Here is a 26,671-nt window from a genome sequence, read left to right on the forward strand (position 1 = left end):
TTGCTAAACCCCGTCGCTCACGCAGCTTCCGGCCCGATCGGGGGCAGCCGCTTGGCGTGATATTTCTTAAGATCGTTTTCTATTTTCTGATTGAGGCCATTCTTGGCCATGTCGTAACCGACTTCGATCGCGGCAGCGATGCCTTCGGCATTGGCGCCGCCATGGCTCTTGATGACGATGCCGTTGAGGCCGAGAAACACACCGCCATTGACCTTGCTCGGGTCCATCTTTTCGCGAAGCAGATCGAAGGCGCTCTTGGCAAGCAGATAGCCGATCCTGGCCATCAGCGTGCGCGACATCGCCTCGCGCAACAGCGTGCTGATCTGCTTGGCGGTGCCTTCCGCCGTCTTAAGGGCGATATTGCCGGAGAAACCCTCGGTGACAACAACGTCGACCGTGCCCTTACCAATATCGTTGCCCTCGACGAAGCCCGAATATTCGAGCGACTCGATGCCCGCTTCGCGAAGCAGGCGGCCGGCTTCCTTGACTTCGTCCTGACCCTTGACCTCTTCAACGCCGACATTCAGCAGACCGACCGTCGGGCGTTCGAGATCGAAGAGCGCACGCGCCATGGCGCCGCCCATCAGAGCGAAATCCATCAGCTGCTGCGCGTCCGCGCCGATCGTGGCACCCACATCGAGAACGATGCTTTCGCCGCGCAGCGTCGGCCAGATCGCGGCAATCGCCGGACGCTCGATATTTGCCATCGTCCGCAGACAGAATTTCGACATGGCCATCAGCGCGCCGGTATTGCCGGCCGAAACCGCAACATCGGCCTCACCGGTCTTTACGGCCTCGATGGACCGCCACATTGTCGAGACATAGCGGCCGCGGCGCAGCGCCTGGCTGGGCTTCTCGTCCATGCGGACGGCAAGCTCGCAGTCATGGAAAACAGATTTGTCGCGGAGTTTGGGAAAATTCGCCAGAACCGGATCGCACTGCTCTTTCAACCCGTAGAAAGCGAAGGAGATATCCGGATGCCGCTCCAATGCCTTTGCGGCACCTGGGATGACAACCTGGGGACCAAAGTCGCCACCCATGAGGTCGAGAGAAATTCTAATCACGCGTCCCTGATCCTTCTTTTCGCCGGGGAGGCGAAATTTCGGCCAAAATACCGGTTTTCGTAACGCTTACAACTCAAATATGTCAAATACCCAACGGGTATTCAGTCCTTCTTCCAGTCTTTCAGCGCAGCGAACGGCGAAGGCTTCTTGTCCTTCTGGCCGTCATCTTCGATGTGTCCGGAAAACTCGATGCCAGCCTTGCGGGGATAGGGATCGATTGCCAGGGCGGCAAATTCTGTCACCACGGCGCCTGCATCGATACTGTCGCCGACGAAGGCTTCAGGCAGATCGGGACCATCCGGATCCAGCACCATCTCGCCGGCATCATTGGCCGGGCGGCGGGCCAGCTTGGAATTTTCAGGCACGAAGATCTGCTCGAACTGCTCGTCGATATCAGAGGGCACCGGTTCGAGCGTGACGACGCAGGCCTGAACGATCTTGGCACGCACCCTGCCCTTGACGCGGATGCCGTCTTTTTTCCAGCGGTTGATCTGCAGCTCGGCACGCAGCTCGTCGACCGCCAGGATATCCCAGCTTTCGGCCAGCGCCTTGCGCTCCTTCTCGTCCGCCTCAAGGCGAACCTCGACGGGGTTGGCCGAGACATGACCAACCTTCACGAGGTAGGAAAAGGGAATGGCGTCATCTTGATGCTTCATTACGTCCTCCTCAGACCGCTTCCGGCAGCGTTGCTGAACCGGTGGCGATCTGATCTTCGGATTGTCCGGACAGAGCAGCTTCGGCCTTGAACATCCAGCCGCTCAGTGCGCTCATATCTGCAGGTGCTTCCGCCTTCGGGTGGATATTGCGGGACAATGCCGTGGCAAGCTCCTCGCTATTTCCTGCATCCATCGCCTTCGAATAGGCTTCGAGACGGCCATAGAACATGCCGGCGAGTTTTTTCATGCGCTTCGGCACGCTGTTGTCGCCGATACCGAGCTCGCGGATCGAATAGTCGATATCCTGAAAGAAGGCATCGACGATCTCCTGGGCGATCTCCTGACCGCTGGTTCCCGATGCCCGGGTGCGGCGGAAGAACAGGATCATCACCAGCGACAGCATCTCGAAACGGCCCATGACCGTGTCGGGCACATTCATCGTCTCATAGAATTCGGGCATACGGGCCGCAGCCGTCAGCGTCGAATACTGCCGTTCGACGATCGCCTGATTGTTGTTTTTCTTACGAAAGAGCCCGAAGATCATTGTTTTTTCCGGAAATGCCTCATTCTTCACGCGGAGTTGCGTGGGCCGTGTTGCATGAATTCGAAAGCTGGTTTACCGAAGCAGGCGCGAATTGCAATGCCGAAGGTGGCCACTTTCGGGACAGCGCCCTTTCAGGGCTGCGACGCGGCGAATTGGGAGAATTCGACCCCGGAAAGGCCACAAAGGTTTTGCATCAGCGGTGCTCAAGCATGGCCCAAAGCCGCCTACCGATACTCAAGGGGAGTAGATGTCGTTGAAGAAACGGTATTTCAAGTCTGACGTAAAGTTCTTCAGCAGCGCGGCCATTGCGATCATGATTGCTTCAGCGGGACTGACAGGTTGCCAGACCGGCACCGTGCTGAACGGCGGCTATGTCGTCGATGCGGAGTCGCTCAACCTCGTCCCCGAGGGCTCTAGCCGCGAGCAGGTCCTGCTTTCGCTCGGCACGCCTTCGACGACCGCTACCTTCGACAACGAAGTCTTCTATTATATCTCGCAGCGCCGCACGCGCTCCGTCGCCTTCCAGAAGCTGAAGGTGGTGGACCAGACCGTTCTCGCCATCTATTTCGACAAGGACGGCGTCGTGGCGCGGCGCGCCAACTACACGCTCCAGGACGGCAAGGTGTTCGACACGATCTCGCGCGTCACGCCGACCGGCGGCCGCGAACTCACCTTCCTGCAGCAGGTTCTCTCGGGCGGCGCAGGCAGCGCGGCAAAGAGCCTGTTCGGCACACCGGACGGCAATCCTCAGAACCCGGCAAGCATCAAGTAAGACTGCGATTGCAGGAACAATGAAGAAACCCGCCGGATCGCTCCGGCGGGTTTCTTCGTTTCAGGCTATCGCCTCCCCTTACATGCCGGCGAGGATCGCAAGCAGCAGAAGTGCGACGATATTGGTGATCTTGATCGCCGGGTTGACGGCCGGGCCAGCGGTGTCCTTGTAGGGGTCGCCGACGGTATCGCCAGTGACGGATGCCTTGTGGGCTTCCGAACCCTTCATGTGACGGTTGCCGTCCTTGTCGACGAAGCCGTCTTCGAAGGACTTCTTGGCGTTGTCCCATGCGCCGCCGCCCGAAGTCATCGAGATGGCGACGAAGAGGCCGTTGATGATCACGCCGAGCAGAGAGGCGCCGAGCGCCGCAAAGGCCGAGGCCTTGGAGCCGGAGATCAAGAGAACGCCGAAGTAGACGACGATGGGCGCCAGAACCGGCAGCAGCGAGGGGATGATCATCTCGCGGATTGCCGCCTTGGTCAGAAGGTCAACGGCGCGGCCGTAATCCGGCTTTTCCGTGCCCTGCATGATGCCCGGCTTTTCGCGGAACTGCTTGCGCACTTCCTCGACGATGGCGCCCGCCGCGCGGCCGACGGCCGTCATGGCGATACCGCCGAACAGATAGGGGATCAGACCACCGAACAGCAGACCGGCGACAACGTAGGGGTTCGACAGATCGAAGGAGATCGTGCCGATGCCTGCGAAATACGGATACTGGTCGCCATGGGCGGCGAAGTATTGCAGGTCGTTGGCATAGGCGGCGAACAGCACCAGCGCACCGAGACCGGCAGAACCGATCGCGTAGCCCTTGGTGACGGCCTTCGTCGTATTGCCGACGGCGTCGAGCGCGTCGGTCGACTTGCGCACTTCGGGCGGCAGATGCGCCATTTCGGCGATGCCGCCGGCATTGTCGGTGACCGGACCGAAGGCATCGAGCGCCACGATCATACCGGCAAGGCCGAGCATCGAGGTGACCGCGATACCGGTGCCGAACAGGCCGCCGAACTGGTAGGTCGCCAGGATACCGCCAACGATGACGATGGCGGGAAGCGCTGTCGATTCCAGCGAGACTGCGAGACCCTGGATGACGTTGGTGCCGTGACCGGTCACCGATGCCTGGGCGATCGAGACGACGGGGCGCTTGCCTGTGCCTGTGTAGTACTCGGTGATAACGACGATCAACGCCGTGACCACAAGACCGACAAGACCGCAGATGAAGAGGTTCGTGCCGGTGATCTCATGTCCGGCAACGGTGCCGAGCGAGCCCCAGCCGACGGTCAGCGATGTGGCAATACCGAGACCGACGATCGACAGCAGGCCGGTGACGATCAGACCCTTGTAGAGAGCGCCCATGATCGAACCGTTCGAGCCGAGCTTGACGAAGAAGGTGCCGATGATCGAGGTGATGATGCAAACGCCGCAGATCGCCAGCGGATAGATCATCGCCGACTGCAGGATGGGCGCACCGGCAAAGAAAATGGCGGCAAGCACCATGGTTGCGACGACCGAGACAGCATAGGTCTCGAACAGGTCGGCAGCCATGCCTGCGCAGTCACCGACATTGTCGCCGACGTTATCGGCGATCGTGGCCGGGTTGCGCGGATCATCTTCCGGAATACCCGCTTCCACTTTACCGACGAGGTCGCCGCCGACGTCGGCACCCTTGGTGAAGATGCCGCCGCCCAGACGGGCGAAGATCGAGATCAGCGATGCACCGAAGCCGAGCGACACAAGCGCATCGATGACCTCGCGCGATCCGGATTCGTGACCGAGAATGCCTGTCAGGACGTAATAATAGATCGACACGCCGAGCAGCGCGAGACCGGCAACGAGCATACCCGTGATGGCGCCGGACTTGAAGGCGATATCGAGGCCAGCCGCGAGGCTGTGGGAGGCGGCCTGAGCCGTGCGCACGTTGGCGCGGACGGAAACGTGCATGCCGATGAAACCGGCAGCGCCTGAAAGCACGGCGCCGATCAGAAAGCCGATCGCGGCCGTCCCGGAGAGAAGCAGCCATGCTGCAATGAAAACAACGATACCGACGACCGAAATCGCCTTGTACTGACGCGTGAGATAGGCCTGTGCGCCCTCGCGGATATAGCCCGCGATTTCTTGCATGCGGCTATTACCCTGATCGGCGGCCAGCACCGAACGGGTCGTCCAGATGGCGTAGACCACCGAGAGCAGACCGCATGCGATTACGCATAAAAGAATGTTCATTTCGCTCTTTCCTCCAAAAGTGCTGCCGGTGCACTTCTCCGCCCCGACCACGAACGCAGCCGAATCGTCTTCTCTCCTCAGAAACGCTCTAGCTTTGCGTGCGGAGATTGCTTGGTGGAAAACACGACGTCAAGACCGCAGAGGCTAAAACCCTTGCAGCACAATGGATTGAGCGATTTGGTCCGATAAGAAGCGCGAAGTCTATTTCCGCGTGTCGCCGCGTACCTGCTTGGCGATGCGGTCGAGGACGGCGTTGACGAGCTTGGGCTCATCATCCTCGAAGAACGCCTGGGCGATCTCCATATATTCGGTGACGATGACGGCGACGGGAACGTCCTTGCGGTCGGTCAGCTCGAAAACGCCGGCGCGCAGGATTGCACGCACAGTGCTGTCGAGGCGCGAAAGCGCCCAGTCGTCCTGCAGCGCGGACGCGATCAGCGGGTCGAGGCGCAGCTGTTCACGCACGACGCCCGAGACGATGGAGCGGAACCACGACGGATCGGCCTTGAGATAGGTTTCGCCGTCGATTTCCTGGCCGAGGCGATGCGCCTCGTATTCGGCGACGATTTCCAGAACGCCGGTACCGCCGATATCCATCTGATAGAGCGCCTGAACGGCAGCAAGACGCGCAGCGCCCCGCTGGTTTGCCGCCTTTACCTGACGCTCCGGAGTTTCATTGCTCATTCAAGCCCACCCAGTTTCTTCTTCAGCTCGATCATCGTGAGAGCTGCACGGGCGGCAAAGCCGCCCTTGTCCTTGTCGGAGCGGCGGACGCGTGCCCAAGCCTGCTCGTCGTTTTCAACCGTCAGAATGCCGTTGCCGATGGCAAGCGACTCGCTGACGGCGAGATCCATCAATGCGCGCGACGACTCATTGGAGACGATATCGAAATGATAGGTTTCGCCGCGAATGACCATGCCGAGGGCGACAAAGCCGTCATACAGCACGCCGCCATTATCTGCGCCGTCGAGCGCCATGGCAATCGCCGCCGGAATTTCCAGCGCACCGGGAACCGTCACCACGTCGAAGGTCGCGCCGGCTTCCTTCAGCGCGAAGCTCGCACCTTCGAGGAGTGCGTCAGCCATGTCGTCGTAGAAGCGTGCTTCAACGATCAAAATGTGGGGAGCATCGGCCCGCGCCATGTGTCACCTTCGGTTTTAGAGAACTCGCCATGCGGCAGGCCGCGGTCAAAACATGCCTTCGCGCGAATGGCAAGCAAATTCCGATCATGGCTGAAATGCAAAACCTGAAATCCTTGCAAGTGCATAGAACAAAGCCATGCTGCAGCGCATCAACATACACTTTCCACCGCCCCGAATAAGGCATAAAAAAGGCAAGGAAGATGAAGAATAATTAACGCAATTTCAGTGACTTAGGCCATTGAAGCAACGGCTTTGGCGCCCCAATTCCTTTCTCGTAACGCCGACGATCCCCTGCACGACAGCCGACCGTCCGGGCAGATGAAAGGATACTACCATGAACCGCGTTGCCAAACTCGCCATCGTTTCCGCCCTCTCTTCCCTCGCCTTCGTTGGCGTCAGCCGTGCGGAAAGCCTTGGCATGAACTCCGCCTCCGGGATTGAACAGACCTTGCGCAACTTCCACGGCAACTTCGCCGTCCAGCAGTACGAAGACTGGCGCAATATCGACAGCATGGACCAGTTCGGCCCGCGCTCCGCTCCGATCCGCGATGCGCAAGAAGTCCATCAGATCCAGGCCTCGATCGACGCCAACAAGAGCCTTACCCGCCAGCTCGCGGATCAGGGCGTCAGCGTCAGCAATGTCATCAATGCCGAACAGGCGGCCGATGGCAGCCTGACGATCTTCACCGATTGACATCAACCACGACCAGGGAAAGGCGGCGTGCTGAGTGCCGCCTTTCCCTATATCTCTATTCCCGCTCTTGAAAACCACTGCCGAATGATGGTCTGTTGCCCGCCAAGGGAGACAAAACATGCCATCAGAAAAGACGACACCGGTCATCAACCCGGCCACCCTCGAACTCGATCATTGGACACAAGGCACACTTTACGAAAGCACCGATATTTCCTTCGGCAAGCTTCTCGGCCTTTCCAATCTCGGCATCAGCTACAACGAAGTGCCGCCGGGCAAATCGGGTTGCCCCTTCCACAATCACCATGTCGAAGATGAGCTGTTCATCGTTCTCTCAGGAAGCGGCGAATACCGCTTCGGAGCGGAAAGGCATGCGATCTCCAAGGGATCGGTGCTCGGCGCGCCTGCCGGCGGCCCCGAGACGGCACATCAGATCCTCAATACCGGGACCGAACCGCTGATCTACATGGGCGTCTCGACGATGTCGCCGACGGAGATCGTCGAATATCCCGACTCCGGCAAGTTCCTGGCCAAGACCCGCAAGGATGGCGGCTACCCGAGCTTCCGGGTCATCGGCCGCACCGATGAAAGCCTGGACTACTGGCATAACGAGCCTGGCGCATAAAAACAGAAAGCGATTTTCGATGTTGAATATTCCGACGATCGAGACGGAGCGCCTGATCCTGCGCCCGCACCGCAAGACCGATTTCGAAGCCTATGTCACCTTCTGGGCTGACGAGGACGTGGTGCGCCACATCACCGGCGTGCCGAGCACACGCGAACAGACCTGGGCGCGGCTGCTGCGCGCCACCGGCATGTGGCACCATATGGGCTTCGGCTTCCTGGCCATCGAGGAAAAGGAAAGCGGCCGCTTCGTCGGCGAATGCGGCTTTCTCGAAACCCGCCGCGAGATGACGCCGTCGATCGAGGGCACGCTGGAGACCGGCTGGGCGCTCTCGCCGAACTTCCATGGCCGCGGCTATGCGAGCGAAGCGCTGCAGGCGATGATCGCTTGGGCCGAGCAGCGCTTTCAGGACATGGAGATGACCTGCATCATCTCGCCGGAAAACGCGCCGTCGATCCGACTTGCGGGAAAACTCGGTTTCCGCGAAGTGACGCGTACCGATTACAACGGTGAGATCATTCTGTTTTCGCGGACGGGAACTCTGCCAGCCTAGCGGCGTAGCGGGCCATGGTATCGACTTCGAAATTGACGAAGTCGCCCGCCTTGCGCTCGCCCCAGGTGGTCACTTCGAGCGTGTGGCGGATCAGCAGCACGTCGAAATCGGTGCCATCGACGGCATTGACGGTCAGCGACGTGCCGTCGAGGGCGATCGAACCCTTGGGAGCGACAAATTTCGCCAGATGTTCGGGTGCCCGCAGGCGATAGCGGGTGGCGTCACCTTCTGCCGTCACCGAGAGGATTTCGGCCTTGCCATCGACATGGCCGGAAACGATATGGCCGCCGAGTTCATCGCCGATCTTCAGCGAGCGCTCGAGATTGACCCGGCTGCCTTCCTTCCAGGTGGCGATCGTCGTCAGCCTCAACGCCTCTTCCCAGGCCTCGACCTCGAACCAGCGGCCGTTGCTGCCTTCGGCGGGCAGTCCCGTGACCGTCAGGCAGACGCCGGAATGCGAGATGGACGCGCCCATGTCGATGGTCGCCGGATCGTAGCTGGTGGCGACGCGCAGCTTGACGCCCTCGTTCATCGCGGAAACGGATTCTATCCTGCCCATATCGGTAACAATGCCGGTGAACATCAAAGCTCTCTTTCGTATTCGTCCATTCGGTCAGGCCCGAATGCAAATGTGCCCCTCAGGGCGAAACCGGATGGCATATCGGTCTTCGTCACCGGCGATTCAATACCATCGGCGCCGATCACCACATCGCCCTGGTAGAGCTGGATGCGATCGACGAGGCCGGCGTCGAGGAAAAGCCTTGCGGTCCTGGCGCCGCCCTCGACGATCAGCGAGGAGATGCCGCGGGATGCCAGCGCCGGGAGCAGGACTTCCGGGTGGTAGGGATTGCAGTAGAGGATTTCGATGCCGAGCGCTTCGAGGGCGGTGCGGCGGGAGTCCAATTCGCTGGTGTCCGTGGTTGGGTTACCCCCCTCTGCCCTGCCGGGCATCTCCCCCTCAAGGGGGGAGATTGGCTGGGGGCGGCCGCTCGTTCCAGTTTCGCTTGTTTGGGGAGATGCTATCCGTGAGTCGATCTCCCCCCTTGAGGGGGAGATGTCCGGCAGGACAGAGGGGGGTGATCCCTCAACATCCGCCAAATCGGATAGCTCTTCCCTCGCCACCACAATCACCGGCACATCCCGCGCGGTCCCCGCCAGCTTGCCGGTCACCGGCAGCGACAGCATCGGATCCAGCACGATACGAACCGGCGAGCGGGTCTCCTGCCCGGCGATCCGCACCGTCAGTTCCGGATCGTCGGCAATCGCCGTGCCGATGCCGATCAATATCGCATCCGACTCCGCCCTGAGCTTCTGAACCTCGGCGCGCGCTAGCGGCCCGGTGATCGCCACCTGCCCCGCGCCCTGGCGGCCGATCATGCCGTCGGCGGAAACCGCAAGCTTGAGAGTCACATAGGGCCGCTTCTTCGTCTGGCGTGTGAGATAGGCACCGAGCGAGCGCCTGCCCTCCTCTTCCAGAACGCCAGTATCGACGGTGATCCCGGCATCCTCAAGCATCGCAATGCCGCGGCCGGACACGCGCTCGTCGGGATCGGTGACGCTGATCACCACACGGGAGACGCCCGCCGCAATCAGCGAATTGGCGCAAGGCGGTGTCTTGCCAAAATGCGAGCAGGGTTCGAGCGTCACATAGGCGGTGGCGCCCTCGGCGCGGCTGCCTGCCTCGGCCAGCGCCTGCGGCTCGGCATGCGGGCGGCCGCCGATGGCCGTTACGCCGCGCCCGACAATCTCGCCATCCTTGACGACGACGCAGCCGACCGACGGGTTGGTCGCGGTCTGGCCAAGATGCAAAAGGCCGAGGCGGATCGCCTCGGCCATATAGCGTTCGTCATCTGTCGAAGTGCTCATCGCTCAGCTATCCAGCGTATCGCGGCCGATCTTGGCGTTGATCTCCGAGATGACCTTTTCGAAATCCTCGGCATGCGAGAAATCGCGGTAGACGGATGCATAGCGGACGAAGCCGACGTCATCGAGGCTCTTCAGCGCTTCCAGCACCTGCAGGCCGATGGCCTCGGAGCTGATTTCCACTTCGCCCGAACTTTCGAGACGGCGGACGATTCCGGAGACGGCCCGCTCGATCCGGTCACGATCGACCGGGCGCTTGCGCAGCGCGATCTCGAAGGAGCGAACCAGCTTGTCGCGGTCGAAAGGCACCTTGCGGCCGGTCTTCTTGACCACCATCAGCTCGCGCAGCTGCACGCGCTCGAAGGTCGTGAAGCGGCCGCCGCAATCGGGACAGATACGCCTGCGGCGGATGGACGTGTTGTCCTCCGCCGGGCGTGAATCCTTGACCTGTGTGTCTTCCGATCCGCAGAATGGGCAGCGCATGCGCTATCCTTAGCCGATGTAATCGTACATTGGGAAGCGGTTGGTGAGGTTCATCACCTTATCCCGCACGGCGGCTTCGACACCGGCATTGCCTTCGTCGGAATTGGCGGCCTTCAGGCCATCGAGAACCTCGACGATCAGCTTGCCGATTTCCTTGAATTCCGCTTCCTTGAAGCCGCGGGTCGTACCGGCAGGCGCGCCGAGGCGCACGCCAGAGGTGACGAAGGGCTTTTCAGGGTCGAACGGAATGCCGTTCTTGTTGCAGGTGATGAAGGCGCGGCCGAGCGCCTGTTCGGCGCGCTTGCCCGTCGCGTTCTTCTTGCGAAGGTCGACCAGCATCAGGTGGTTGTCGGTGCCGCCGGAAACGACATCGAGGCCGCCGGCGATGAGCGTTTCGGCAAGCGCCTTGGCGTTCTTGACGATCTGCGCCGCGTAATCCTTGAACTCGGGCTGCAGCGCTTCGCCGAAGGCAACGGCCTTGGCAGCGATGATGTGCATCAGCGGACCGCCCTGGAGACCCGGGAAGACGGCCGAATTGAACTTCTTCGCCAGATCCTCGTCATTGGTGAGGATCACGCCGCCGCGCGGGCCGCGCAGCGACTTGTGAGTCGTGGTCGTGGCAACGTGGCAATGCGGGAACGGCGACGGATGCTGGCCACCGGCAACGAGACCGGCGATGTGGGCCATGTCGACCATCAGATAGGCGCCAACGCTGTCGGCGATCTCGCGGAAACGCTTCCAGTCCCAGATGCGGGAGTAAGCGGTGCCGCCGGCGATGATCAGCTTCGGCTTGGTTTCCTCGGCCTTGCGGGCAACTTCGTCCATGTCGAGCAGGTTGTCGCCTTCGCGCACGCCGTAGGACACGACGTTGAACCACTTGCCGGACATGTTGACAGGCGAACCATGCGTCAGGTGACCGCCCGAATTGAGGTCGAGACCCATGAAGGTGTCACCCGGCTGCAGCAGCGCCAGAAACACGGCCTGGTTCATCTGCGAACCGGAGTTCGGCTGAACGTTGGCAAAGTTGACGCCGAAGAGCTTCTTGGCGCGTTCGATCGCCAGTTCTTCGGCGATGTCCACATACTGGCAGCCGCCGTAGTAACGCTTGCCCGGATAACCTTCGGCGTACTTGTTGGTCATGATCGAGCCCTGGGCTTCCAGAACCGCACGGGAAACGATGTTTTCCGAGGCGATGAGTTCGATCTCATGGCGCTGGCGGCCGAGCTCCTTGCCGATCGCGCCGAAGATCTCAGGATCGGTATCGGCGAGCGAACGATTGAAGAAGGTCTGTGTGGAAGCATTGGTCATGGCGGGCTCCTCAACTTGAATGGCCGCAGCTTTAGCCTTCCGTTTGCGCCAGAGCAATACGAAGAACGACATTTGCTGGGCAATCTACGCGCGGGATCGCCGACCTCCCTCATTCCTGTGCTCGTCACAGGAATCCAGTGCGACCAAGTCCTTGGGCGCGGGAGAATCCTATGCCCCGCATGCGTCATTCACCGCGCAGACGCGCGGTGGGTGACAAGCACAGGGATGAGGGAAGAGATGTAGGCGACCAAACAAAAAAGCCGCGCACGAGGCGCGGCTTTCTCAAACTCTATAAACACCAGCCCTTACTGAACCGGCTGTTCCGTCGTTGCCGTCGTGTCCAGCGCCAGTTCGGCATTGCCGTCCATCTGGTAGATGTCGTCGCGGAACTGGACGACGCCGTCGGGCATGCCCCAGGCTGAGATGTAGACGAAGTAGACCGGGACCTCTTCAGAGAGCTTGATCGGCGTGTTGACGCGGCTGGCGATGACCTGCTCCATCTGCTGGCGCGGCCAGCCCGGGGTCTCGCCGAGCAGCCAGGTCGTCAGGTCGCGGACGTTCTGAACGCGGACGCAGCCGGAGGATTCGAAGCGCATCAGCTTGTTGAACAGGCCCTGCTGCGGCGTGTCGTGCATGTACTCGCCGTTCTTGTTGTAGAAGTTGATCTTCGTCGAGGCCATGGCGTTGATCTTGCCCGGGTCCTGACGGAACATCAGGTTCGGGGCCTTCTCGGCGTTCCAGTCGATGGTTTCAGGCGCCACTTCGGTGCCCTTGCCATCGATCAGGCGAATGTTGTTGCGCGTCAGATAAGTCGGGTCCTTGCGCATCAGCGGCACGATGTCCTTTTCGACGATCGAGCGCGGCGCGGTCCAGTAAGGATTGAGAATGACCTCGTAGATCTTCGAATTGACGAGATGCGTCGGGCGGCTCAGGCGGCCGACGATCGCGTTGTGGCGGGTGGCGACGGCGCCATCCTGGACGGCTTCGACGTAAGCTGCCGGAATATTGACCATGACGTGACGGCGGCCGAGCTCTTCCGGGAAGGTCTGCAGGCGGATCAGGTTGGTGTTCAGCTGCTGCAGACGCACATCGACCGGGATGTTCATCGCCTTCAGCGTGAACTCGCCGATGACGCCATCGGACGGCAGGCCGTGGCGGGCCTGGAAGCGCTTGACGGCACCATCGACATAAGAGTCGAACGAGGACGACATGCCGGCTTCCTGCGGAAGGTCACCGGTGGCGAAGAGCCGCTGGCGCAGCGCCTGGACCGACTGATCGGTGACACCGAGCTGCAGGCGCTGGTCGGCAGGCGGATTGACGGTCGGCCAGCCGCCGGCAGATGCGATCTGCTGGTACTGGGCGATCGCCTGCTGCATGCTGGAAACGGATTGGGGCCCGAGGATCGGGGTATTCGAAACGATGGCGTTGGCGGTGCGCGATGCGGCCTTGGCATCGAACTGATCGTCCCAGTCGCCGCGGCGCGGCGCGTTGATCAGCGCGTCGACGGCCGTCTGCGCCAATGCCGGGGCGGCCAAGGCGCTGACGCCGAACGTGGCCGCGGAGGCCAGAAATGCGCGGCGCGAGAGAGCTTCAATTCCGTTTTTCTTCGACATAGTCCCAACCAATGAATGCCGCAGGCTTGAGAGGAAACCGCGGGCTTTGCGAGTCACTGCGCGATAACGCAGACCACTATCATTCCGTTCTCCGGCGCATCACAAAATTTCCGCCACCGGGCATCACAAGATTGCGAGCCGGAAACGTGAAGGCGTGAAATGCTGTCTGAGGGCGCCGTCTACCGTCTTTCCGCTGCCATACCAATATGGCCAATTCGTGTCGCCTGCCCTTTCGAAGACCTACCGGCGGTAGGCTCAAGGCGGGTGAACGGCACGGACCAAACCATATCAATGCGTAAACGGTGCTGGTTAATAACGGCTAAAAAACGGCCTGAATACAGGCGATTACGCTTGGGTGGGATGCGTTGCAAAGATGACACGCTGGTGGTGAGTGGGGTTAACTAAGACAAAATCCGGCCCTACGTGGATCCGTCGCCCTGCGACCCACCAAGACCGACGGAGGCAAGCGCCAATGCGATGTCCGATTGTCATGCTCCCAATCCAATAACCAAAACGCGAGCAACCGCAGATTATTCGTACCTGAAAGGCAGCGGTACCCCCCAAGTTTTGCGATGGCGACGTTCGGCAAAGGCCGATAGCGTCTTCACGATTCGGTGCCACAGGAGCTGACAATGGTTGAACGGAAATACGTTGTGACTGCTGAAATCTTTTCTCGCGAAGAGGACGGCACGAGCTATGAAGACGGCTCGCGGGTCTACAAATCCTACCTGAGCAGGGAAACTTGGTCTTTCCCCGAGACCGCCACTCTCGGCGAAATCATGAAGGCAGTTGATGACGCCAGCGGATATGCGCATAGCGTCACCATCACGCCTGATCGCTATTCCCATAAGCTGCACCTTGAAGAGCGTCATGCAGCGCTGAAGGCGAGAGATAGAGACTAGGGTTCTGCCCCGACGCGCCGCAGAAACCCTCGCAAACTCGGCCTGATATTGAGCCAGTGGCCGGGGTGCAGGGCCGACAGGACCCACGCGGCTCCGTTTTTACGGGCGCGCAATTGACTCACAAACGGACGTAACGGGGCGCCTTCTCTCGCCCCGTTACGTCCGTTTTGCCACTTTGAATTGTTACCCAGCCATCGGGAATAACGGCTCAGGAACTTACAGGCGGTACATGATCGAGTCGTTCCAGAAGCGGTCGAGGCGCTGCAGGAGCTTGTTCATCTGGGTGAACTCGTCGGTGCCAATGCCGCCGACCTTGTCGATCGAGGTGATGTGGCGTTCGTAGAGCTTGGCGACCGTCTCGGCGATCTCGGTGCCGGTTTCCGTCAGGCTGATGCGGACGGAGCGGCGGTCGATGCGCGAGCGCTGGTGGTTGATGAAGCCGAGGTCGACGAGCTTCTTGACGTTGTAGGAAACGTTGGAGCCCAGGTAGTAACCGCGCGAGCGCAGCTCGCCGGCGGTCAGTTCCGAGTTGCCGATGTTGAAGAGCAGGAGCGCCTGGATGGCGTTGACGTCGCTGCGGCCCTGACGGTCGAACTCGTCCTTGATGACATCCAGAAGACGGCGGTGAAGACGTTCAACAAGATGAAGGGATTCCATGTAAAGATCACGGATGTCCTGGTCCTGCTGGTCACGGAAGTTCGATACCGCCTGCGGCTTGATTTTCGTGTTCATGATGACTGCCTCACTGTTTGTTTGGCGGTGTTGGTTTTCTTCCCGCCTTGAGACAGACCCTATCGAATACAAATAAAATTCTACTTAAACTGCAGGCTTAACAGCACCTTACCGGAAACCTCCCATTGTATCAGGGTAAATCAACGCTTACCTGACGGCGCTGCCTGCGCTTCTCGAACCACAATGCGATACGGAAAGCCAGGTACATCAGGGCCACCAATCCATGTGTCAAAACAATGAGTTTGTTGGAGCCGAAGATCTCCGGCAGGACGCCATGCATCAGCACCTGCAGGCCTGCGGCGAGCACCCAGACGACCGGCCCCCAGGAGACCGTCAGCCATAGGCCAAGCGAGGCGACGGGGAAGACGACGGCCAGCGTCGTGGCGCAAACCTTCCAGGGCAGGCTGAGCAGATCGAAGCGGCCGGCACCGACCAGCGAGTAGCCGACCAGCATCCCCCAATATTGCAGGCCGAACCAGAAACAGGTGATCGCCACCAGCCTCAGGAAGAGGATGAACATCAGGTCGGTCAGCGTGCGTTTCGGCAGGGCCGGAGAATCATTTTCCATGGGGCGGACTTTATGTTTGCCTTCTGCACTTCGCCAGACGGGATCAGGCGGCGCGGCCAATCGTCCGGTTTGGATTTCGAAGATGGCATGATAATGAGCGCGCCAGCAAATGGAATGGCCAGGGACAAGACAATGCAGGACAAGACCCACCTCGTCGACGACATTACCGGACACCGCCGCATGCGCCGCAACCGCAAGGCCGACTGGACGCGCCGCCTGGTGCAGGAAAACCGGCTGACGGTGGACGACCTGATCTGGCCGGTCTTCGTCGTGCCCGGCAGCGGCATCGTCGAGCCGATCCCGGCAATGCCAGGCGTCAACAGGATGAGCGTCGACAGGCTGGTGGAAGCAGCGAAGGAAGCGGCCGATCTCGGCGTTCCCGCGATCGCCACTTTCCCGAATATCGAGATGGAGCTGCGCGACGCCACCGGCTCGAACAGTCTCGAGGTCAACAACCTGATCAACCAGGCGACGATCGCGCTGAAGAAGCATGTGCCCACTATCGGCGTCATCACCGATGTGGCGCTCGATCCGTTCACCAGCCATGGCCATGACGGCATTCTGCGCGACGGCGAGATCGTCAACGACGAGACGGTCGATCAGGTGGCGCGTGCAGCGGTGATGCAGGCCGATGCCGGTTCCGACATCATCTCGCCCTCCGAAATGATGGACGGACGCATCGGCGCCATCCGCTACGCGCTGGATGCGGCCGGCCACCAGAATGTCGGCATCATGAGCTATGCGACGAAATTCGCCTCCGCCTTCTACGGCCCCTACCGCGAGGCGATCTCGACCGGCGGCCTGCTGAAGGGCGACAAGAAGACCTATTATATCGACCCCGCCAACGGCACGGAGGCGATCCGCGATGCCGCACTCGACGTCGAGGAAGGCGCCGACATGCTGATGGTCAAGCCCGGCCTGCCCTATCTCGACATCTGCTGGCGGATGAAGGAAGCCTTCGGCCTGCCGACCTTCGCCTATCAGGTGTCGGGCGAATATTCGCAGATCAAGGCGGCGGCGGCGAACGGCTGGATCGATGGCGACCGGGCGATGATGGAGACGCTGCTCGCCTTCAAGCGCGCCGGCTGCGACGGGATCCTGACCTATTTCGCGATCGAGGTCGCCCGCAAGCTCGCCAAAGGCTGAAAATCGCGCATCATTGCATCTCCAGCCGCCGACACCATATCAGTGGCATCGTTTTTCAAAGGAGACCTCGATGAGCCTGAACCCCAATCCCGTCTACGCCGCACCGGACGACTGGCGCGCCTATAGCGGGACGCTCAGCCGGCGGGTCTTTGCGTTCATCCTGGATTACATCATCGTGCTGCTGCTGTGCATTCCGGCAGCGGTCGTGCTGTTCTTCCTGTCGATCGTGACGCTCGGCCTCGGTTTCTTCCTCTATCCGGCGCTCTTCGTGCTGGTGGCGGGCATCTATTTCGGCCTGACGGTCGGCGGCCCCGCGCAGGCCTCGCTCGGCATGCGGGCGATGGGCATCCAGATGATGCGCGTCGACGGGCGTCCGCTCGATTTCCTGACGGCGATCGTTCACCTGGCGCTGTTCTGGATCCTGAACTCGGTGCTGACGCCGCTGATTCTTCTGGTCGGTCTTTTCACCGAGCGCAGCCGGATGATCCACGACTTCCTGGTCGGCACCGTGACGGTGCGCACCAACTGATTGCGGAAATAAAGTCCCCGGCTGGCCTTTGCGTGCCAGTTCGGGGCGCCATATCAAATATCTACGACAAAATGATAGCGCGGAGAAACCGGCCGCGCTGTTGACGTTTTTTATTCTTAAGTCATGCTGTCAAGATTGACGGTCACCGAAGGAACCATCCGCGTCAGATGAATACGCAGACCACGCCATCCCCTCAGTTTTATCTGACGGCACCGGCTGCATGCCCGTATCTGCCGCAGGAGATGGAGCGCAAGGTCTTTACGCATCTGGTCGGCCCGCGTGCGGCCGAGATGAACGATATCCTGACGCAAGGCGGTTTCCGCCGTTCCCAGAACATCGCCTACCGCCCGGCCTGCGAAGCCTGTCGCGCCTGCGTCTCCGTGCGCATCCTGGCGCAGGAATTCCAGCCGACGAAATCGATGACGCGGGTGATGGGCAACAACAGCGATCTGATCGCCACCGAATTTCCGGCCCAGCCGTCCAGTGAGCAATATTCGCTCTTCCGCCGCTATCTCGACTACCGACACCAGCAGGGCGGCATGTCCGACATGACGGTGCTCGACTATGCGATCATGGTGGAGGACACCCACGTCAACACGCGCATCATCGAATACCGCAAGCGGGAGGAAGGCTCCGGCCTCGAGAGCCGGCCGCGCGGCGAGCTGATCGCGGCTGCATTGACGGATACGATGAGCGACGGCCTGTCGATGGTCTATTCCTATTTCAACCCCGACTACGACCGCCGCTCGCTCGGCACCTACATGATCCTCGACCATGTGAAGCGCACCAAGGCGCTCGGCCTTCCGCATGTCTATCTCGGCTACTGGGTCCAGGGATCGCGGAAGATGGATTACAAGACCCGCTTCCAGCCGCAGGAACATCTGACGCCACGCGGATGGGAACGTTTCGATCCATCGGTGCTTGCTGAAGGCGGCACGGATTAAGACATTCCCCAAAAGATGAGCCTTGCGATCGCTTCCGCCCCATGAGATTGTTTCTCGCCACGAGGTACAACTATGCGTGTAAAGCTCGAAACGAACGGCGCCGACATCTACGTCATCTTGCCACGGGATTTTCTCGATCGTCACGGATTGAAAGTTGGCGATTCCGTCGCCCTTACAGCGCTCGTGGAACCGCGCCTCTCACCGACTGAGGAACCGGTCCATCTCTCCCCCGAAGAAGAAGCGGATTTCGAAGAGCAGCTGGAAGCAGCGCGGATCGGCATGCAGAAATACAAAACCGCGCTGAACCGTTTGGCCGACAGCTAGCTCGCTAGCCGGTCGACCTGATCGACTTCCCGCTCCAGACCTTCCATCACATGCGCCCAGCCCTGACGGGTCTTTTCCTCATGGGCGGCCCATTCCGAGCACATCTCATGTGTCAGCGTCAGGCGGCAGCCGCTGCCCAGCTGTTCGAAATCGATCTGGACGCGGTCGGTGCAATGGTCGTGATCTTCGACGGAGAAGCTGAAGACCATGCGTTTCGGGCGGTGCAATTCAAGAAAGATGCCGCTGTGGCAGGCATCGCCGGTCGGGCGGCGGTCAACGACGAGGAAGCGGCCGCCGACATGGGCGTCGATTTCAGCGCGGATGACATGGCCGTCATTAGTGGCGAAGAGGAAGCGCCTGGCTATCGCCGGGTTGAGCCAGGAATCATAGACCACCGACGGCGGCGCTCTATAGGTATGCGTAACGGTGAGTTTGATCTTCTCTGCGGACATCGATTTTCCTCCGTGTAACAGGCCCAATGCACGCCGCAGGTTCTCTGCGGGGCCATTCCGTCCGCCTTCGGAATGGAGCCGTTCCCAGTTTTTTGGTGACAGGACTGAGATAGAGGAGGCAAACCGCTCGCCAAGAGCGGCTCGCCAAAATGTTACCGGTGTCAGCCGGCGAATTTGCCGCTACGCGGGAAGCCCTTCGGGACGGTGCGTCCGGCTGTGGCGCGGTCGGCCAGCCATTCGGCCAGCTCGTCCTTGTTCTTGTTGAACATGCGGCCTGCGCTGTCCTCCCAGGAGAGGCCAGCGTCGATCGCGAAGCAGCGGACATCGGAGATGCCGCCATCCTTGTAGCGCTGCAGGCGAACGCCCTTGCCACGGCCCATTTCGGGGACCTGCGCCAGCGGGAAGACCAGCATCTTGCGGTTCTCGCCGACGACAGCAACGTGGTCACCGCTGACTGGGACCAGCAGCTTGGTCTCGTCCGGCATCGAGACATTCATGATCTGCTTGCCCTTGCGGGTATTGGCAGCCATTTCCGATTCCGCGACGACGAAGCCGTTGCCGGCCGTCGAGACGATCAGCTGCTTGCGCGAGGGATCGTGGACGAAGGCGGTCAGCACGTCCTGGTCGTTGTCCATGTCGATCATGATGCGCAGCGGCTCGCCATGGCCACGGCCACCGGGCAGCTTGTCGCCGCCCAGCGTAAAGGCCTTGCCGCCGGTGGTGACGATCAGGATCTTGTCCGTTGTCTGCGCCGGGAATGCGACCTTCAGCGCGTCGCCTTCCTTGAAGGTCAGCGAGGCCGTATCCGAAATATGGCCCTTGAGAGCGCGGATCCAGCCCTTTTCGGAGACGACGACGGTGATCGGTTCCTTCTCGATCATCGCCTGCTGGATGGCATCTTCATCGGCTTCTGGCGCATCGGCAAACTGGGTGCGGCGACGGCCGAGCTCGGTCGCTTTCGCGAATTTCTTCTTCACCTCGCCGATTTCCCAGGCAACCGTCTGCCACTGCTTCTCGTCGGAGGCGAGCAGCGCTTCGATGCCGGCCTTCTCGGCGGTCAGTTCGTCGAACTCCTTGCGGATCTCGAATTCCTCGAGCTTGCGCAGCGAGCGCAGCCGCATGTTGAGGATCGCCTCGACCTGATTGTCCGTCAGGTCCCAGCGGGCGATCATCACAGGCTTCGGCTCGTCTTCCTCGCGAATGATGCGGATGACTTCATCGATATTCAGGTAGGCGATCAACAGACCGCCGAGGATTTCAATGCGCCGTTCGATGGCGGCAAGGCGGAAGCGCGAGCGGCGCTGCAGCACGTCGCGGCGGTGATCCAGCCATTCCTTCAGCACTTCGTTCAACGCCATGACGCGCGGAACGCGGCCCATCGACAGCACGTTCATATTCAGCGGGAAGCGGCTTTCGAGCTCCGTCAACTTGAACATCGATTCCATCAGGATCGTCGGATCGACGGTGCGGTTCTTCGGCACCAGGACGACGCGCACGTCTTCGGCGGACTCGTCGCGGATATCTTCGAGAAGCGGCAGCTTGCGGGCGATCAGCAGCTCGGCGATCTTTTCGATCAGGCGCGACTTCTGAACCTGGAACGGGATTTCGGTGACGACGATCTGGTAGCCGCCGCGGCCGAGATCCTCCGTCTCCCACTTGGCGCGCGTGCGGAAACCGCCGCGGCCGGTCTTGTAGGCTTCGATGATGCTGGCGCGGCTATCGATGATGATGCCGCCGGTCGGGAAGTCGGGGCCGGGAATGAAGGATTCCACCAGCGTCTCGACCGTGGCATCCGGATGCTTGATCAGATGCAATGCTGCGTCGCAGAGCTCGTGCGCATTATGCGAGGGAATGGACGTCGCCATGCCGACTGCGATGCCGGACGAGCCGTTGGCGAGCAGGTTCGGGAAGGAACCCGGCAGAACCGTCGGTTCCTCGTCTTCCTCGTTATAGGTCAGACGAAAATCGACGGCGTCCTGCTCGATGCCATCGAGCAGCAGCGCGGTGACCTCGGTCATGCGGGCTTCGGTGTAACGATAGGCAGCCGCATTGTCGCCGTCGATATTGCCGAAGTTCCCCTGCCCGTCCACCAGCGGATAGCGCTGCGAGAAGTCCTGCGCCAGGCGCACCAGCGCGTCATAAACCGACTGGTCGCCATGCGGGTGGAACTTACCGATGACGTCACCGACGATACGGGCGCATTTCTTGAAGGCGGCGTTGGGGCGGATGCCCATCTCGCTCATCGCGTGAATGATGCGCCGGTGCACCGGCTTCAGGCCGTCGCGCACATCCGGAAGAGCGCGGTGCATGATGGTCGACAGCGCATAGGCCAAGTAACGCTCTTCGAGCGCGGCTTTGAGGTCAACCGGAAGAATGCTGTCGTCGTCCCCGCCGGAAGGCGGCAAAATCTCTTGTCCCATAGGCCTTGCCTAGCCTAGAAGGCTCTCCACGGCAAGGAATCGAGGGGCTTGCGCCTGTGGATGACATGCCAGAATGACATCATGTGGCCATCAAGCATCGCCACGTCATTTGGACTTCGTTTGCTTTGCGTATCAACTAAAATTTAGAGTTCGCACAAATATAACGCGCCTCGACCCCGCAATAGACTAGCCCAACCGCCACCAGAGGATTTCGTCATGACATTTTACCGGACCACCCGGCTTATGCTTTCCGGCGCGGCACTCCTGTCGCTCACCTCAAACGCGTTCGCGCTCGACGGCCAGGATCTGCTGAAGAAGCTGAACGCTGCCTATATCGCGCAGGGCGGCACGATCGTTGCCGATGGCGTCGATGTCAACGACACAACGGTGACGCTGAAGAATGCCGGCTTCAAGCCTGCCGCCGGCGAAGCGCTGAAGATCGGCGACATCACGCTGACGGGCGTCGAAGAAGACGAAGACGGCGGCTACTACATCGAGGAAGCCACCTTCCCCGACATCAACGTCACCGAAGACGGTGCGACCGTCAGCGCCAGCGACATGAAGCTCGGCGGCATCTCCATCCCGGCTGATGCGACGGGCGACGGCATCGATTCCATGCTGCTCTACGAGACGGCGCATACCGGCCCGTTCAAGGTCACCAAGGACGGCAAGGACGTGTTCTCGCTGGCCGAGACCGACATGAACCTGACGGTTCGCGAAGACGAGTCCGGCTTCGACTTCGACGGCGCCTTCAAGAGCATGAAGGCCGATCTCAGCAACGCTCCTGACCCGCAGTCAAAGGAAGCGATCGAGAAGCTCGCGCTCGAGCATGTCAATGGCGACATCACCATGAAGGGCGCCTGGGATCTGGCTCCCGGCACGATCGACATTTCCGAATTCGCCTTCGACGTCACCAATGTCGGCCGCCTGAACCTTGCCTTCAAGATTTCGGGCTACACGCCTGCCTTCATGAAGTCGCTGCAGGAAGCCGCCAAGGCCTCCGAAGCCAACCCGAACAAGGAAGAAGCCCAGCAGGCTCTCGGCCTTGCCATGCTTGGCCTGCTGCAGCAGCTGTCCTTCAACAGCGCCGAAATCCGCTTCGACGACGCCTCGATCACCAAGCGTGCGCTCGACTATGCCGGTTCCAAGCAGAACATGACCGGCAAGCAGATGGGCGACGCACTGAAGGCCATGGCACCGCTGGCTGTTGCACAGCTCAACGTTCCCGAACTGCAGAACGCCATCTCCGCAGCCGTGAACACCTATCTCGACGACCCGAAGAGCTTCGTTGTCAGCGCAGAACCGGCCCAGGCCGTGCCGTTCCCGACGATCATGGGTGCTGCCATGGGCGCTCCGAACACGCTGCCGAACGTTCTCGGTGTGAAGATCAACGCGAACCAGTAAGATCAGGCAAATCCGACCTGCATTCTGATGACCCGGCCGCTCAGCGGCCGGGTTTTTCTTTGCCGCCGCAACCCCCAAAAGAAAGAGCCGCCTTCGCGTGACGAAGGCGGCTCTTTGAAATGAGTGAAGGAGCTAGGCTCAGTCCTTCTTCGGCTGCGGCATGACACGCAGTGACAGCTCCATCAGCTGCTTCGGCGTGGCCGGAGAAGGCGCGTTCATCAGCAGATCCTGGGCCTGCTGGTTCATCGGGAACAGCGTGATTTCGCGCAGGTTCTTGGCGCCGAGCAGCAGCATGACGATACGGTCGATACCGAATGCGCAGCCGCCATGCGGAGGCGCGCCGTACTGGAAGGCGCGGTACATGCCGCCGAAGCGCTCTTCGACATCCGTCTGGCTGAGACCGACCAGTTCGAAGGCCTTGACCATGGCTTCTGGAGACTGGTTACGGATCGAGCCCGAAGCGATTTCGAAGCCGTTGCAGACGGCGTCGTACTGGTAGGCCTTGAGCGACAATGGCTCCTTGGTCTGCAGCGCCTCGAGACCGCCCTGCGGCATCGAGAAGGGGTTATGCGCGAAGTCAACCTTCTTGTCTTCCTCGCTCCATTCGTAGAACGGGAAGTCGATGATCCAGCACAGCTCGAAGCGGTCGCGATCGACGAGGTTCAGGTCTTCACCAGCCTTGGTGCGGGCTTCGCCTGCGAACTTGTAGAACTTGGCAGGTTCCCCGGCGACGAAGAAGGCGGCGTCGCCTGCTTCAAGGCCGAGCTGAACGCGGAGCGCCTCGGTGCGCTCTTCGCCGATGTTCTTGGCGAGCGGGCCGGAGCCGCCGACCTTGCCGTCCTCTTCCTTCCAGAAGATGTAGCCGAGGCCCGGCTGTCCCAGCGACTGAGCCCAGGCATTCATGCGGTCGCAGAATGCGCGGGAGCCACCGGTCTTCGCCGGGATCGCCCAGACTTCGACCTTCGGGTTTGCGGCGATCATGCCGGCGAAAACCTTGAAGCCGGAGCCGTCGAAATGTTCGGTGACGGCCTGCATCTCGATCGGGTTGCGCAGGTCCGGCTTGTCGGAGCCGTATTTGCGGATCGCGACGTCGTAGGGGATGCGCGGCCATTCCTTGGTGACCGGCTTGCCTTCGGCGAACTGCTCGAACACGTTGGTGACGATCGGAGCCATCGTATCCCAGACGTCTTCCTGGGTGACGAAGCTCATTTCGACGTCGAGCTGGTAGAATTCGCCCGGCAGACGGTCGGCGCGCGGATCTTCGTCACGGAAGCACGGCGCGATCTGGAAGTAGCGGTCGAAACCGGCAACCATCAGCAGCTGCTTGTACTGCTGCGGCGCCTGCGGCAGGGCGAAGAACTGGCCGGGATGGATACGGCTCGGAACGAGGAAGTCGCGCGCGCCTTCCGGCGACGAAGCTGTCAGGATCGGGGTCGTGTATTCGCCGAAGCCGGCCGAGGCCATGCGGTTGCGGATATCGGAGATGATCTGCGTGCGCTTGACGATGTTCTTGTGCAGCGTATCGCGGCGAAGGTCGAGGAAGCGGTACTTGAGGCGAACGTCTTCAGGATAATCAGGCTCGCCGAAGACCGGGAGCGGCAGTTCCTTGGCAACCGCCAGGACTTCGATCTCCTGGGCGTAGAGTTCGATCTCGCCGGTCGCCATGGTCTTGTTGACGGTGTCTTCCGTACGGGCCTTCACCAGACCATCGATGCGGATGACCCACTCGCCGCGCACAACTTCCGCGGTCTTGAAAGCCGGACTATCCGGATCGGCAACGACCTGGGTGATGCCGTAATGATCGCGAAGGTCGATGAAGAGCACGCCGCCATGGTCACGAACGCGGTGAACCCAGCCGGAAATCCGGACGGTCGAGCCGACGTCCGACTTGCGGAGGGCGGCACAGGTGTGGCTGCGGTAGCGATGCATAATCTCAATTCCCGGTATCTGCTGAGACGGCTGCAAGGGCAAATTCCACCCTCAAGCGCCGACAAGAAAATCGGGCGGAAAAGCGCATGGACGGTCTGATTTGTCAAGGCTTAGCGGACATTCGCGCCGGTTAGACGCCGGTTTATTGCGGAGGCGGCTGCGGCAGTTTGGCTGGCACTTGCTTATTGATGAAACCGCCAGTCAACTTTAAAGATGGCGCATCCCTGCCCCCGGAGCGTTCCATGCCTCTCCTCACCCGCCGTAACCTTCTGAAAGCTTCCGCAGTCGCAGGCGCCTATGGCGTCGGGATCGGCGCCGCCGGCAAATTCGGCTTTGCCGAGGCGGCGCCCGAGCCGCAGGTGCTGAAGGCGGTGAAGACGCAGGCGGCGCTGACCGAGTTCGGGCCGACAAAGGACATCATGACCTGGGGAGACCAGGGCATGCCGCCGGTGCTGCGCATGGCACGCGGCAAACCCTATGCGGCGAAGCTGACGAACACGCTCGACGAGCCGACGACAATCCACTGGCACGGCCTGCGGATCGACAACCGGATGGACGGCGTGCCGTTCATGACGCAGCCTTATGTCTACACGAACGACAGCTTCGACTATAACTTCACACCGCCGGATGCCGGGACCTTCTGGTATCACCCGCATTGCAACACGCTGACACAGATGGGCCACGGGATGACCGGCGTCATCGTCGTCGAGGATCCGGCCGATCCGGTCTTCGACACCGAAGTGGTGCTCAATCTGCGCGACTGGCGGCTTGGCGGCGACGGCCAGTTCATTGCCCCGTTCCGGCCGCGCGATGCGGCCAAGACCGGCACCTACGGCACGGTGCGCACCGCCAACTGGCATCAGGAGCCGCAATATGATGTGCCCTCAGGCGGTCTCGTGCGCCTGCGCATCGCAGTAACCGACGTCACCCGCATCTATTCGCTGAAAATGGAAGGTGCCGAAGCTACCGTGATCGCCATCGACGGCAGCCCGGTGCCGAAGCGCTTTCCGCTCGAACTGCTGCAGATCGGCCCCGGACAGCGGCTGGATCTCGCGGTTCGCATGCCCGATAGCGAAGGCGAGATCGCGACGCTCGAGGATATTCGCGGCACGAACCCGAAGACGCTTGCGAGCCTGCGCGCCACGGGGAAATCGCTGAAGCGGAATGCCGGAGATCTCGGGGCGCTTGCTGCCAATCCCGTTCCGGAGGCCGATCTCTCGTCCGCCGAGAAGATCCCGCTGCTGCTTAGCGCCACGGCCGAGAATGCGCCTGCCGACAGCATCTGCGGAACGCTTGGCTACAGTTTCTGGGCGATCAACAAGGTTCCATGGCCCGGCGACACGCCGGATCCGACGGCGCCGCTTGCGGAGCTCAAGCTGGGCAAGAGCTACATCTTCCAGCTCGAAAACGTCACCCCTCACCTGCACCCGATCCATCTGCACGGCATGAGCTTCAAGGTGATCTCCTCCTCGACCCGAGAGGTGATGCCCGTCGTCTCCGACACCTATCTGATCCAGCCCGACGAGAAAGTGCAGCTCGCCTTCGTCGCCGACAATCCGGGCGACTGGCTGCTCCATTGCCATATCATCGAGCATCAGAAGACGGGCATGACGAGCTACGTCAGGGTCGTTTGAGGTGATTGCGCAATGAACGCTTAGATTGTATAAAAGTGTGTGACATCCATATTGGAACAGTCTGCACCGTGAGCCTTGTCCACAATGAGCGGACCAAACTGACCGCTACTTACATTAATGGCGTTGCGATCGCGGTTTTCGCCGTTGGCTCAT

General features: G+C 60.9%; 26 protein-coding genes and 1 pseudogene. 11 read left to right on the forward strand and 16 right to left on the reverse strand.

Translation table 11 applies throughout. From position 1 onward, the window contains the following. Window positions 1-17: 17 nt before the first annotated feature. From plsX to AC1DV9_RS19715, 3 genes and pseudogenes are all read right to left on the reverse strand, one after another. Window positions 18-1,064, reverse strand: a complete 1,047-nt coding sequence (plsX, locus tag AC1DV9_RS19705) for a phosphate acyltransferase PlsX (RefSeq protein WP_112389603.1) — start codon at window positions 1,062-1,064, stop codon at window positions 18-20. A gap of 101 nt (window positions 1,065-1,165) precedes the next feature. Beyond that, window positions 1,166-1,720: a YceD family protein gene (locus AC1DV9_RS19710; protein WP_112537476.1), complete on the reverse strand. Its 555-nt coding sequence runs from the start codon at window positions 1,718-1,720 to the stop codon at window positions 1,166-1,168. A 10-nt stretch (window positions 1,721-1,730) separates the two neighbouring features. Next, a pseudogene (locus AC1DV9_RS19715) lies at window positions 1,731-2,320 on the reverse strand (ubiquinol-cytochrome C chaperone family protein). Between the two features lie 191 nt (window positions 2,321-2,511). On the opposite strand from AC1DV9_RS19715, the gene AC1DV9_RS19720 reads away from it, so the two are divergent. Further along, the gene (locus AC1DV9_RS19720) at window positions 2,512-3,036 is read left to right on the forward strand and encodes an outer membrane protein assembly factor BamE (RefSeq protein ID WP_112389600.1); all 525 of its coding nucleotides are present in this window, start codon (window positions 2,512-2,514) and stop codon (window positions 3,034-3,036) included. A gap of 78 nt (window positions 3,037-3,114) precedes the next feature. Here the strand turns inward: AC1DV9_RS19720 and AC1DV9_RS19725 are convergent, their stop codons facing one another. The 3 genes from AC1DV9_RS19725 to ribH form a co-directional block, all read right to left on the reverse strand. After that, window positions 3,115-5,256 carry a sodium-translocating pyrophosphatase gene (locus AC1DV9_RS19725; protein WP_112389599.1) on the reverse strand — a complete coding sequence of 714 codons (2,142 nt, stop codon included), beginning with the start codon at window positions 5,254-5,256 and terminating at the stop codon, window positions 3,115-3,117. A 201-nt stretch (window positions 5,257-5,457) separates the two neighbouring features. Then, window positions 5,458-5,940: a transcription antitermination factor NusB gene (gene nusB / locus AC1DV9_RS19730; RefSeq protein WP_112517016.1), complete on the reverse strand. Its 483-nt coding sequence runs from the start codon at window positions 5,938-5,940 to the stop codon at window positions 5,458-5,460. Then, entirely contained in the window at window positions 5,937-6,398 is a 462-nt protein-coding gene (gene ribH / locus AC1DV9_RS19735) for a 6,7-dimethyl-8-ribityllumazine synthase (RefSeq protein ID WP_112389597.1), read from the reverse strand. Before ribH ends, nusB begins: the two co-directional genes overlap by 4 nt. A 334-nt stretch (window positions 6,399-6,732) precedes the next feature. Here ribH and AC1DV9_RS19740 point away from each other — a divergent pair, with 334 nt between their 5' ends. The 3 genes from AC1DV9_RS19740 to AC1DV9_RS19750 all read left to right on the forward strand — a co-directional run bounded on the left by AC1DV9_RS19740 (window position 6,733) and on the right by AC1DV9_RS19750 (window position 8,267). Then, the gene (locus AC1DV9_RS19740) at window positions 6,733-7,092 is read left to right on the forward strand and encodes a hypothetical protein (RefSeq protein WP_477949763.1); all 360 of its coding nucleotides are present in this window, start codon (window positions 6,733-6,735) and stop codon (window positions 7,090-7,092) included. 118 nt (window positions 7,093-7,210) lie between these two features. Beyond that, window positions 7,211-7,714 (forward strand): cupin domain-containing protein, encoded by a 504-nt coding sequence (locus AC1DV9_RS19745; RefSeq protein ID WP_310298276.1) that lies wholly within the window; start codon window positions 7,211-7,213, stop codon window positions 7,712-7,714. A gap of 19 nt (window positions 7,715-7,733) precedes the next feature. Then, window positions 7,734-8,267, forward strand: a complete 534-nt coding sequence (locus AC1DV9_RS19750; protein ID WP_477949764.1) for a GNAT family N-acetyltransferase — start codon at window positions 7,734-7,736, stop codon at window positions 8,265-8,267. Here the strand turns inward: AC1DV9_RS19750 and AC1DV9_RS19755 are convergent. The 5 genes from AC1DV9_RS19755 to AC1DV9_RS19775 form a co-directional block, all read right to left on the reverse strand. After that, window positions 8,230-8,850, reverse strand: coding sequence for a riboflavin synthase (locus tag AC1DV9_RS19755; RefSeq protein ID WP_112517018.1), 621 nt, complete (start codon window positions 8,848-8,850; stop codon window positions 8,230-8,232). The genes AC1DV9_RS19750 and AC1DV9_RS19755 overlap by 38 nt on opposite strands. Beyond that, window positions 8,850-10,133 (reverse strand): bifunctional diaminohydroxyphosphoribosylaminopyrimidine deaminase/5-amino-6-(5-phosphoribosylamino)uracil reductase RibD, encoded by a 1,284-nt coding sequence (ribD, locus tag AC1DV9_RS19760; RefSeq protein WP_477949765.1) that lies wholly within the window; start codon window positions 10,131-10,133, stop codon window positions 8,850-8,852. Before ribD ends, AC1DV9_RS19755 begins: the two co-directional genes overlap by 1 nt. A 3-nt stretch (window positions 10,134-10,136) precedes the next feature. Beyond that, window positions 10,137-10,613, reverse strand: coding sequence for a transcriptional regulator NrdR (gene nrdR, locus AC1DV9_RS19765; RefSeq protein WP_112389591.1), 477 nt, complete (start codon window positions 10,611-10,613; stop codon window positions 10,137-10,139). A gap of 9 nt (window positions 10,614-10,622) precedes the next feature. Continuing rightward, on the reverse strand, window positions 10,623-11,921 hold the full coding sequence (gene glyA, locus AC1DV9_RS19770) for a serine hydroxymethyltransferase (protein ID WP_112517020.1): 1,299 nt from the start codon (window positions 11,919-11,921) through the stop codon (window positions 10,623-10,625). Between the two features lie 305 nt (window positions 11,922-12,226). Continuing rightward, entirely contained in the window at window positions 12,227-13,534 is a 1,308-nt protein-coding gene (locus AC1DV9_RS19775; protein ID WP_112389589.1) for a L,D-transpeptidase family protein, read from the reverse strand. 632 nt (window positions 13,535-14,166) lie between these two features. Here AC1DV9_RS19775 and AC1DV9_RS19780 point away from each other — a divergent pair. Beyond that, entirely contained in the window at window positions 14,167-14,436 is a 270-nt protein-coding gene (locus AC1DV9_RS19780) for a hypothetical protein (protein ID WP_477949766.1), read from the forward strand. A 216-nt stretch (window positions 14,437-14,652) separates the two neighbouring features. On the opposite strand, the gene ldtR is transcribed toward AC1DV9_RS19780, so the two are convergent. Next, window positions 14,653-15,168 (reverse strand): transcriptional regulator LdtR, encoded by a 516-nt coding sequence (gene ldtR / locus AC1DV9_RS19785; RefSeq protein WP_112389587.1) that lies wholly within the window; start codon window positions 15,166-15,168, stop codon window positions 14,653-14,655. Window positions 15,169-15,298: 130 nt separating this feature from the next. Continuing rightward, window positions 15,299-15,736 (reverse strand): DUF6163 family protein, encoded by a 438-nt coding sequence (locus tag AC1DV9_RS19790; RefSeq protein WP_112389586.1) that lies wholly within the window; start codon window positions 15,734-15,736, stop codon window positions 15,299-15,301. A 132-nt stretch (window positions 15,737-15,868) separates the two neighbouring features. Here AC1DV9_RS19790 and hemB point away from each other — a divergent pair, with 132 nt between their 5' ends. The 4 genes from hemB to AC1DV9_RS19810 all read left to right on the forward strand — a co-directional run bounded on the left by hemB (window position 15,869) and on the right by AC1DV9_RS19810 (window position 18,679). Continuing rightward, window positions 15,869-16,882 carry a porphobilinogen synthase gene (gene hemB / locus AC1DV9_RS19795; protein ID WP_477949767.1) on the forward strand — a complete coding sequence of 338 codons (1,014 nt, stop codon included), beginning with the start codon at window positions 15,869-15,871 and terminating at the stop codon, window positions 16,880-16,882. 70 nt (window positions 16,883-16,952) lie between these two features. Then, entirely contained in the window at window positions 16,953-17,411 is a 459-nt protein-coding gene (locus AC1DV9_RS19800) for an RDD family protein (protein WP_112389585.1), read from the forward strand. 167 nt (window positions 17,412-17,578) lie between these two features. Beyond that, window positions 17,579-18,355: an arginyltransferase gene (locus AC1DV9_RS19805; RefSeq protein ID WP_477949768.1), complete on the forward strand. Its 777-nt coding sequence runs from the start codon at window positions 17,579-17,581 to the stop codon at window positions 18,353-18,355. A gap of 72 nt (window positions 18,356-18,427) precedes the next feature. Further along, entirely contained in the window at window positions 18,428-18,679 is a 252-nt protein-coding gene (locus tag AC1DV9_RS19810; RefSeq protein WP_477949769.1) for an AbrB/MazE/SpoVT family DNA-binding domain-containing protein, read from the forward strand. Here AC1DV9_RS19810 and AC1DV9_RS19815 read toward each other — a convergent pair. Continuing rightward, window positions 18,676-19,131: an SRPBCC family protein gene (locus tag AC1DV9_RS19815; protein ID WP_477949770.1), complete on the reverse strand. Its 456-nt coding sequence runs from the start codon at window positions 19,129-19,131 to the stop codon at window positions 18,676-18,678. The two genes, AC1DV9_RS19810 and AC1DV9_RS19815, sit on opposite strands and share 4 nt — an antisense overlap. Before the next feature lie 161 nt (window positions 19,132-19,292). After that, window positions 19,293-21,551 (reverse strand): DNA topoisomerase IV subunit A, encoded by a 2,259-nt coding sequence (parC, locus tag AC1DV9_RS19820; RefSeq protein ID WP_477949771.1) that lies wholly within the window; start codon window positions 21,549-21,551, stop codon window positions 19,293-19,295. 216 nt (window positions 21,552-21,767) lie between these two features. Between parC and AC1DV9_RS19825 the strand changes: the two genes are divergently transcribed. After that, window positions 21,768-22,955 (forward strand): hypothetical protein, encoded by a 1,188-nt coding sequence (locus AC1DV9_RS19825; RefSeq protein WP_477949772.1) that lies wholly within the window; start codon window positions 21,768-21,770, stop codon window positions 22,953-22,955. Between the two features lie 138 nt (window positions 22,956-23,093). Here AC1DV9_RS19825 and aspS read toward each other — a convergent pair whose 3' ends face one another. After that, window positions 23,094-24,884, reverse strand: coding sequence for an aspartate--tRNA ligase (aspS, locus tag AC1DV9_RS19830; RefSeq protein ID WP_112517028.1), 1,791 nt, complete (start codon window positions 24,882-24,884; stop codon window positions 23,094-23,096). Window positions 24,885-25,126: 242 nt separating this feature from the next. Between aspS and AC1DV9_RS19835 the strand changes: the two genes are divergently transcribed. Continuing rightward, complete coding sequence (locus tag AC1DV9_RS19835) at window positions 25,127-26,518, forward strand: multicopper oxidase family protein (RefSeq protein WP_477949773.1); 1,392 nt, start codon at window positions 25,127-25,129, stop codon at window positions 26,516-26,518. Window positions 26,519-26,671 lie beyond the last annotated feature (153 nt).

The sequence above is a fragment of the Rhizobium sp. 01L410 genome (assembly GCF_056400165.1).

Coding starts and splice junctions, on each gene's coding strand:
- AC1DV9_RS19790 (WP_112389586.1), bottom strand. CDS start 15,736: ATGGAAAATGATTCTCCGGCCCTGCCGAAACGCACGCTGACCGACCTG.
- AC1DV9_RS19815 (WP_477949770.1), bottom strand. CDS start 19,131: ATGTCCGCAGAGAAGATCAAACTCACCGTTACGCATACCTATAGAGCG.
- AC1DV9_RS19780 (WP_477949766.1), top strand. CDS start 14,167: ATGGTTGAACGGAAATACGTTGTGACTGCTGAAATCTTTTCTCGCGAA.
- glyA (WP_112517020.1), bottom strand. CDS start 11,921: ATGACCAATGCTTCCACACAGACCTTCTTCAATCGTTCGCTCGCCGAT.
- AC1DV9_RS19740 (WP_477949763.1), top strand. CDS start 6,733: ATGAACCGCGTTGCCAAACTCGCCATCGTTTCCGCCCTCTCTTCCCTC.
- AC1DV9_RS19775 (WP_112389589.1), bottom strand. CDS start 13,534: ATGTCGAAGAAAAACGGAATTGAAGCTCTCTCGCGCCGCGCATTTCTG.
- ribH (WP_112389597.1), bottom strand. CDS start 6,398: ATGGCGCGGGCCGATGCTCCCCACATTTTGATCGTTGAAGCACGCTTC.
- AC1DV9_RS19745 (WP_310298276.1), top strand. CDS start 7,211: ATGCCATCAGAAAAGACGACACCGGTCATCAACCCGGCCACCCTCGAA.
- aspS (WP_112517028.1), bottom strand. CDS start 24,884: ATGCATCGCTACCGCAGCCACACCTGTGCCGCCCTCCGCAAGTCGGAC.
- AC1DV9_RS19810 (WP_477949769.1), top strand. CDS start 18,428: ATGCGTGTAAAGCTCGAAACGAACGGCGCCGACATCTACGTCATCTTG.
- nusB (WP_112517016.1), bottom strand. CDS start 5,940: ATGAGCAATGAAACTCCGGAGCGTCAGGTAAAGGCGGCAAACCAGCGG.
- AC1DV9_RS19710 (WP_112537476.1), bottom strand. CDS start 1,720: ATGAAGCATCAAGATGACGCCATTCCCTTTTCCTACCTCGTGAAGGTT.
- hemB (WP_477949767.1), top strand. CDS start 15,869: ATGCAGGACAAGACCCACCTCGTCGACGACATTACCGGACACCGCCGC.
- AC1DV9_RS19805 (WP_477949768.1), top strand. CDS start 17,579: ATGAATACGCAGACCACGCCATCCCCTCAGTTTTATCTGACGGCACCG.
- AC1DV9_RS19755 (WP_112517018.1), bottom strand. CDS start 8,850: ATGTTCACCGGCATTGTTACCGATATGGGCAGGATAGAATCCGTTTCC.
- ldtR (WP_112389587.1), bottom strand. CDS start 15,168: ATGAACACGAAAATCAAGCCGCAGGCGGTATCGAACTTCCGTGACCAG.
- ribD (WP_477949765.1), bottom strand. CDS start 10,133: ATGAGCACTTCGACAGATGACGAACGCTATATGGCCGAGGCGATCCGC.
- AC1DV9_RS19800 (WP_112389585.1), top strand. CDS start 16,953: ATGAGCCTGAACCCCAATCCCGTCTACGCCGCACCGGACGACTGGCGC.
- AC1DV9_RS19835 (WP_477949773.1), top strand. CDS start 25,127: ATGCCTCTCCTCACCCGCCGTAACCTTCTGAAAGCTTCCGCAGTCGCA.
- parC (WP_477949771.1), bottom strand. CDS start 21,551: ATGGGACAAGAGATTTTGCCGCCTTCCGGCGGGGACGACGACAGCATT.
- nrdR (WP_112389591.1), bottom strand. CDS start 10,613: ATGCGCTGCCCATTCTGCGGATCGGAAGACACACAGGTCAAGGATTCA.
- AC1DV9_RS19725 (WP_112389599.1), bottom strand. CDS start 5,256: ATGAACATTCTTTTATGCGTAATCGCATGCGGTCTGCTCTCGGTGGTC.
- AC1DV9_RS19750 (WP_477949764.1), top strand. CDS start 7,734: ATGTTGAATATTCCGACGATCGAGACGGAGCGCCTGATCCTGCGCCCG.
- AC1DV9_RS19825 (WP_477949772.1), top strand. CDS start 21,768: ATGACATTTTACCGGACCACCCGGCTTATGCTTTCCGGCGCGGCACTC.
- AC1DV9_RS19720 (WP_112389600.1), top strand. CDS start 2,512: ATGTCGTTGAAGAAACGGTATTTCAAGTCTGACGTAAAGTTCTTCAGC.